This window comes from Brevundimonas sp., assembly GCF_029946145.1.
Classification (GTDB): domain Bacteria; phylum Pseudomonadota; class Alphaproteobacteria; order Caulobacterales; family Caulobacteraceae; genus Brevundimonas.
In genome coordinates, this window is the sequence record NZ_JAQSDY010000027.1 from 562,954 (window position 1) to 569,223 (window position 6,270).

The 6,270-nt window shown below is 68.8% G+C and carries 6 protein-coding genes; 4 read left to right on the forward strand and 2 right to left on the reverse strand.

All coding sequences use genetic code 11. The features are described 5' to 3' along the window. Positions 1-62 precede the first annotated feature (62 nt). Positions 63-761 carry a MarC family protein gene (locus PSV23_RS14935; RefSeq protein WP_300470432.1) on the forward strand — a complete coding sequence of 233 codons (699 nt, stop codon included), beginning with the start codon at positions 63-65 and terminating at the stop codon, positions 759-761. On the opposite strand, the gene PSV23_RS14940 is transcribed toward PSV23_RS14935, so the two are convergent. Beyond that, positions 758-1,570, reverse strand: a complete 813-nt coding sequence (locus PSV23_RS14940; RefSeq protein WP_300470434.1) for an SDR family oxidoreductase — start codon at positions 1,568-1,570, stop codon at positions 758-760. The genes PSV23_RS14935 and PSV23_RS14940 overlap by 4 nt on opposite strands. A 1-nt stretch (position 1,571) precedes the next feature. Next, positions 1,572-2,042 (reverse strand): Rrf2 family transcriptional regulator, encoded by a 471-nt coding sequence (locus PSV23_RS14945; protein WP_300470438.1) that lies wholly within the window; start codon positions 2,040-2,042, stop codon positions 1,572-1,574. 174 nt (positions 2,043-2,216) lie between these two features. On the opposite strand from PSV23_RS14945, the gene PSV23_RS14950 reads away from it, so the two are divergent. The 3 genes from PSV23_RS14950 (at position 2,217) to PSV23_RS14960 (ending at position 6,196) form a co-directional block, all read left to right on the forward strand. After that, the gene (locus PSV23_RS14950; protein WP_300470439.1) at positions 2,217-4,205 is read left to right on the forward strand and encodes a potassium transporter Kup; all 1,989 of its coding nucleotides are present in this window, start codon (positions 2,217-2,219) and stop codon (positions 4,203-4,205) included. 47 nt (positions 4,206-4,252) lie between these two features. Then, complete coding sequence (locus PSV23_RS14955) at positions 4,253-5,608, forward strand: RsmB/NOP family class I SAM-dependent RNA methyltransferase (RefSeq protein ID WP_370461090.1); 1,356 nt, start codon at positions 4,253-4,255, stop codon at positions 5,606-5,608. Between the two features lie 258 nt (positions 5,609-5,866). Beyond that, positions 5,867-6,196: a hypothetical protein gene (locus PSV23_RS14960; protein WP_300470444.1), complete on the forward strand. Its 330-nt coding sequence runs from the start codon at positions 5,867-5,869 to the stop codon at positions 6,194-6,196. Positions 6,197-6,270 lie beyond the last annotated feature (74 nt).

Below are 6,270 nucleotides of genomic sequence, written 5' to 3' on the forward strand. Positions count from 1 at the left end.
CGCGCGGGCGGGCGTCAGCCTTGATGGCCGCGTGGACGTGAATTGCAGGGCGAGGTCAGCACATGGACGCGGTCGATCTGGGGGTCAACCTGTTCGTAGCCCTGTTCGCCCTGGTGGATCCGATCGGAAACGTGCCGATCTTCGCCGCCGCGACGGCCGGCGCCAGCATGCGCCAGCGGCTGTCGGTGTCGTTCCTGATCTGCGTGTTCATCGTCGTCTTCCTGGCCTTTTTCTTCTTCACCGGCCTGGGGCTGCTGCAGTTCTTCGGCATTTCGCTGGCGGCGTTCCGGATCGCGGGCGGCATCCTGCTGCTGTTGCTGGGCCTCGACATGACCCGCGAGGATTTTCTCAAGATGTTCGCCGACGCCGACGCCGTGGCGGACGCCAAGGATGTGCGCGGCTATGCCCGTCGCCGGTTCCAGCGGCTGGTGGTGCCGTTCGCCATGCCTCTGCTGATCGGGCCCGGCGCGATCTCGACCATCATCATCCAGGCCGGCGAGGCCGAGAAGATCGGCCCCACGGGCCAGGCGGCGGGTGTCGTCGCCATCGTCGCGGCCGGACTGGCGACCTTCGCCTGTTTCGCCCTGACCGGACCGATCAGCCGCCTGCTGGGCGAGGTGGGAATGGCCATCATCGTCCGCGTGCTGGGCCTGATCCTGTGCGCCCTGGCGATCCAGTTCATCCTGATGGGCCTGTCCGAAGCCCTGCCCGGCATGATCTCGGGGGCGGTGACGACGCCGTATCCCCAGGGCGGTCACTAGATCCGCTTCAGCCGTTTCGCATGCCCGCCGACCATGTTCAGGGCCATGCGGTCGGGCAGATGTTTGGCCAGCCCCGCCAGAAGGTTGTTCATCGCGCCGGGCGTCACCTTCGGCCGGTTGGCCTCGCAGGCGGCGTAACCGACGCGCGCCACATGGTCGGCCGTCTGCCACATCCAGGCGGGATAGGCGGTCGATACCTCTTCGCGGGTCCCGTTGACGTCGTGGAACTCGGTCAGGGTGTAGCCGGGGCACAGGGCGGTGACGTGAACGCCCGTCCCGCGAAGCTCCAGATGCAGGCCCTGCGAGGCCTTGATCAGGAAGCTCTTGATCGGCCCGTACAGGGTGTCGCCGCCGGTGGCGGGCATCTGACCGGCAAGCGAGGCGATGTTGAGGATGCGGCCATAGCCGCGCTCGACCATGGCGGGGGCGAACAGCCGGGCCAGTTCGACCGGCGCGGACAGCATGACGCGGATCATGGCGGCGTGGGCGGCGGGGTCGGTGTTGAGAAAGCCGGCGGTGCGGCTGAAACCGGCGTTGTTGATCAGGCCGTCGACGGTCAGGCCCCGCTGCGCGATCGCGTCGAACAGGCGGCGCGGCGCGGCCGGGTCGGCGAGGTCTTCGGTCAGGACGGTGGTCGTCGCGCCCGTGTGGGAAAGGTCCTCGGCCAGGGCCTTCAGAGGGCCTTCGCGCCGGGCCGTCAGCACCAGATCCCAGCCATGTTCCGCATAGACCCGGGCGAGGGCGGCGCCGATGCCGGCGGACGCGCCCGTGACCAGCACGACCGGACGCGGCCGCGAGGGCAGGCTCATCTCAGGCGGCGACCGGGCAGGATGCGTGGGGAGCGAAGGCGGCCAGCGAGGCCGGATTGTGGTCCAGCAGATCGGCGATGGTGATCTTCGACAGGGCCGCGCCGGCGGCCTGGTCGGCGGCGGTCAGGGCCTTGGCGACCTGACGGGGGATGTGTTCGCTGACCGGGCAGCCCTTGGCCCCCGCCGGCGGCGACCCCAGGTGGGCGCAGCCGTTGACGGCGCGCAGCACGGTTTCCAGCGAAATGTCTTCCGGCCGGTGCAGCAGCCAGGCCCCGCCCGAGGCGCCGGGCCGGGTGGCGATCAGGCCGGCCTTGGCCAGCAGGGCGGTCACGCGCCGCACGACGACGGGATTGGTCGGGATGGAGGCGGCCAGAACCGCGCTCGGCGCCGCATCGGCGGCCGAGAACGCGCCCTTGTGGGCCAGATAGGCCAGGGTGTGGGCGGCGACGGGAAAACGTTGGCTGTCTGACATGGTGCGACCCTCAAGATAGGCGTTGCCAGCCTCTTTCACAAACCGGTCGACTTCTGGGCGCGCGGCCATGCAACCTTCGCACCCGCAGCACGATTGAACCGCGCAATGAAAGAGCCTAAAGGCTCGCCGCTCTTTTGATGGGAACCGCGTTGTGCGGGATCCCGGAGGAACTCTATGGCCGGGGCCTCTCCCCAAGGTGAAGACGGCGCCGGCGCCGCCGCCTCGAACTCCCGAACACCCTCCGACAAGTCTGTCGCCCCGGCCCATCCGCACCCCGCGGCGGCCGGCGAGGGCGGCCATGTCAAGGCCGGCAAATGGGGCCTGATCATCGGCGCCATCGGCGTGGTGTTCGGCGACATCGGCACCAGCCCGCTCTACGCCCTGCGCGAGGCCATCGGCCACGCCCAGCGGGGCGTCGGCGGCGATCTGGCCGTGATCGGCGTGGTCTCCCTGGCCTTCTGGGCGCTGATGATCGTGGTGACGTTCAAATACGTCATGTTCCTGATGCGGGCGGACAACAAGGGCGAGGGCGGCACCCTGGCCCTGATGGCCCTGGCCACCCATGCGGTGGGCCGGCGCAGCGCCCTCATCTTCATCCTCGGGATTTGCGGCGCGGCGCTGTTCTATGGCGACGGCATCATCACCCCGGCCATTTCGGTCCTGTCGGCGATCGAGGGCGTCAAGGACGCGCCCGGCGTGGGCGGGAAGCTGGATCCCTTCATCGTGCCCATCGCCGCGGGCATTCTGATCGCGCTGTTCCTGGTCCAGGCGCGCGGTACGGCGGGTCTGGCGCGGCTCTTTGGTCCGATCACGGCTGTCTGGTTCCTCAGCCTCGGCGTGCTGGGCCTGATCCACATCTTCGACGACGTTTCCATCCTGCGCGCCCTGTCGCCGCACTATGGCGTGATGCTGCTGATCAATGACGGCTTCCTCGGCTTCGTCATTCTGGGCAGCGTCTTCCTCGCCGTGACCGGGGCCGAGGCGCTCTATGCCGACATGGGCCATTTCGGCAAGGCGCCGATCCGCATCGGCTGGGTCGGCTTCGTCCTGCCATGCCTGACCCTGAACTATCTGGGTCAGGGCGCCCTGATCCTGGCCCATCCCGAGGCGGCGGAGAATCCGTTCTGGAGCATGGTGCCGACGGGAATCTACTGGCCGATGCTGGGGCTGGCGACGGCCGCGACGGTGATCGCCAGCCAGGCCGTCATCACCGGCGCCTTCTCGGTGACCCAGCAGGCGGTCCAGCTGGGCCTGCTGCCGCGCATCGAGATCAAGAACACCTCCGAGACCCAGGCCGGACAGATCTATGTGCCGGCGGTCAACAACCTGCTGATGATCGGCGTGCTGTTGCTGCTGTTCGTGTTCCAGAGCTCGCACAACCTGACCGCCGCCTATGGCGTCGCGGTGACCGGGGTGATGCTGATCAACACCCTGATGGCCTGGTCCGTCATCCGGCATAAGTGGAACTGGCCGGTCTGGGCCGTGCTGGCCGCCCTGATCCCGTTCGGCTTCATCGACACGGTCTTCCTGACCTCGAACCTGCTGAAGATTCCGGACGGGGCCTGGATGCCGCTGGTGCTGGGCGCGGCGCTGGTGCTGCTGATGTGGACCTGGGTGCGCGGCACCCAGATCCTGTCGGAGAAAACCCGCAAGGACAGCCTGCCGCTGACGGATTTGATCGAGATGCTGCGGGCCCGCCCGCCGCATCGGGCTCCGGGCACGGCCATCTTCCTGACCTCGGACCCCGACGTCGCCCCGGTCGCCCTGATGCACAATCTCAAGCACAACAAGGTGTTGCACGAGAAGAACGTCATCCTGACGGTGCGCACGACCGACCGGCCCCGGGTGCGCGAAGCGGACCGGATATCGCTGGAGCCGATCAGCGACGACTTCAAGAAACTGACCATCAGCTACGGCTTCATGGAGCAGCCCAATGTGCCCAGGGCGCTGGGGCTGTGCCGGAAACAGGGGCTGAAGTTCGACATCATGTCGACCAGCTTCTTCCTCGGCCGCCGCTCGGTCATCGCCTCGGCGACCCAGGGCATGCCGCTGTGGCAGGATCGCCTGTATATCTTCCTGATGCGAAACGCCGCCAACCCGACCGACTTCTTCCATATCCCGCCCGGCCGCGTGGTCGAGCTGGGCACGCAGGTGTCGGTTTGAGCCGCGATCCCGCCGCGGGCCGCAGCTCCGCCGCGCGCGGCCGCCGCATGGCGGACAAGGCGCGGGCCGCCACGCGCTCGCCCCGTCCGGCCAGACCGGACGCGGCGGATGCGCGCGACGACAGTCCCGACATCGGCGTCGAGGCGCGGCTGGCCGCCGGCGTTCTGCTGAACGCGGCGCTGGAAGGTCGCGGCGGACTGGATGCGGCGCTGGCCTTCCGTGAGGTGTCCAGCCTGCCGGGGCCGGACCGGGCCTTCGCTCGCGCCGTGGCCATGGCCGCGCTGCGCCGGCTGGGCGAGATCGACCAGATTCTGGACCGCAAGCTGCAGAAGGGGCCGCCGCTGGCGGTCCGCACCATCCTGCGCGTCGCCCTGGCCCAGATGCTGATCCTCGAGACGCCGGCCTTCGCGGCGGTGTCGACGGCGGTCAAACTGGCGGAACGCGAGCCGAAGACCCGGCCGTACAAGAACCTCGTCAACGCCGTGCTGCGCGGCATCGACCGCGAGGGGCCGGGCCTGACCACGGCCGAGAGCAATCTGCCCGAATGGCTGGCCGCCCGCTGGCGCGCCTCATACGGCGAGCCGACCCTGATCGGACTGGCCCTGGCCGCGCGCGAGGAGCCGGCGACGGACCTCAGCCTCAAGCCCGGGGTTGATCCCGCCGCCGTCGCCGAGGCCGTCGAGGGCGAGGTCCTGCCGGGCGGGACCGTCCGCACCGGGATCCGGGGCGACGTCGCCACCTGGCCGGGCTTCGACGACGGCGTCTGGTGGGTCCAGGACGCGGCCGCGGCCGTGCCGGGACGGCTGCTGGCCCCGAAGGCCGGCGAAACCGTCATCGACCTGTGCGCGGCGCCGGGCGGCAAGACGCTGCAGCTGGCGGCCTCGGGCGCGACCGTTGTGGCGCTGGACCGCTCGGCGGTGCGGCTGAAGCGGCTGACCGAAAACCTGCAACGCACCGGCCTGACCGCCGAGGTCGTGGCCACCCCGGCCGAGGACTGGGAGGACGATCGCAGCTTCGACGCCGTCCTGCTCGACGCCCCCTGCACGGCCACCGGCACCTTCCGCCGCAACCCCGAGGTCCTGCGCGCCACCAAGCCCGCCGACGTCGCCAAGCTGGCCGACGTCCAGCACCGCCTGCTGGACGCCGCCGCCGAACGGGTCAAGCCGGGCGGCCGGCTGGTCTATTGCGTCTGCTCGCTGGAGCGCGAGGAGGGCGAGACCCAGATCATCGCCTTCCTGCGCCGCAACACGGCGTTCAGGACGGCGCCCGCCGTTCCCGCAGACGTCGGCGCGCCCGACGAAGCCCTCACCCCCGAGGGCTGGCTGCGCATCCTGCCGTCGATGTGGGCGGAAAAGGGCGGCGTGGACGGCTTCTTCATCGCCCGTCTGGACCGGGTCGGCTGAGGCCGGACGTCAGGGCGCACCGACGCCCCGGACAGCGGACGCAGGGAATGTCCGCTGAGGGGGGAAAGGAGACTTCGCCCCAAGGTGGACAGTCGGCGCGGAAGCAGCAACCATTTAGGTATGACAAAGGGCAGACAACGCCGAGCCGCCGTCCTTGGGGGCATTGGCCTATTCATGATCGCCGGTGCCATCTGGTGCAGGGTCGCGCCATCCGACCTAAACGCGTCCGCGCCCCTCTGGGTAGACTTGCTCCCGGTGATGATATTCTTGATCGGGTTGGTTCTGTTCCTCCAGTCCGGCTTCAACGAACTGCTTAAAATCGTCAAAGAAGGGCGGAAGAGCGCGACGGACATGCAAGAGGCTCAACTCAGAGGGCTGACCCGTCTTGGAGTTGGGCTACTAGCCTTGATCGTGCTGGCGGGCGTATTTGTCTTCTCTGCCCGTTTGGCGGACGGGCGATTTGGCTGGGGCAGCACCGGACTTGCTTGGGCAGTCTACCTCACCGGGTTCGTGCTTTTGGCTACTGCTTCGCTGCTCGGCACATGGGCTCGATTTCGGGAAATCGAAATACTATCCGACCGGATTTAATGTCGGCAGCGTCCGCAAATGATGCTGTGGACGGCTCTCCACCCCTGCGGGAGCATGGGCTCCTGCTGAACAGG

Bases quoted from the DNA above. Each gene is read 5' to 3' on its own strand.
- PSV23_RS14955 (WP_370461090.1), top strand. From the start codon at position 4,253: ATGGCGGACAAGGCGCGGGCCGCCACGCGCTCGCCCCGTCCGGCCAGA.
- PSV23_RS14945 (WP_300470438.1), bottom strand. From the start codon at position 2,042: ATGTCAGACAGCCAACGTTTTCCCGTCGCCGCCCACACCCTGGCCTAT.
- PSV23_RS14935 (WP_300470432.1), top strand. From the start codon at position 63: ATGGACGCGGTCGATCTGGGGGTCAACCTGTTCGTAGCCCTGTTCGCC.
- PSV23_RS14960 (WP_300470444.1), top strand. From the start codon at position 5,867: ATGATATTCTTGATCGGGTTGGTTCTGTTCCTCCAGTCCGGCTTCAAC.
- PSV23_RS14950 (WP_300470439.1), top strand. From the start codon at position 2,217: ATGGCCGGGGCCTCTCCCCAAGGTGAAGACGGCGCCGGCGCCGCCGCC.
- PSV23_RS14940 (WP_300470434.1), bottom strand. From the start codon at position 1,570: ATGAGCCTGCCCTCGCGGCCGCGTCCGGTCGTGCTGGTCACGGGCGCG.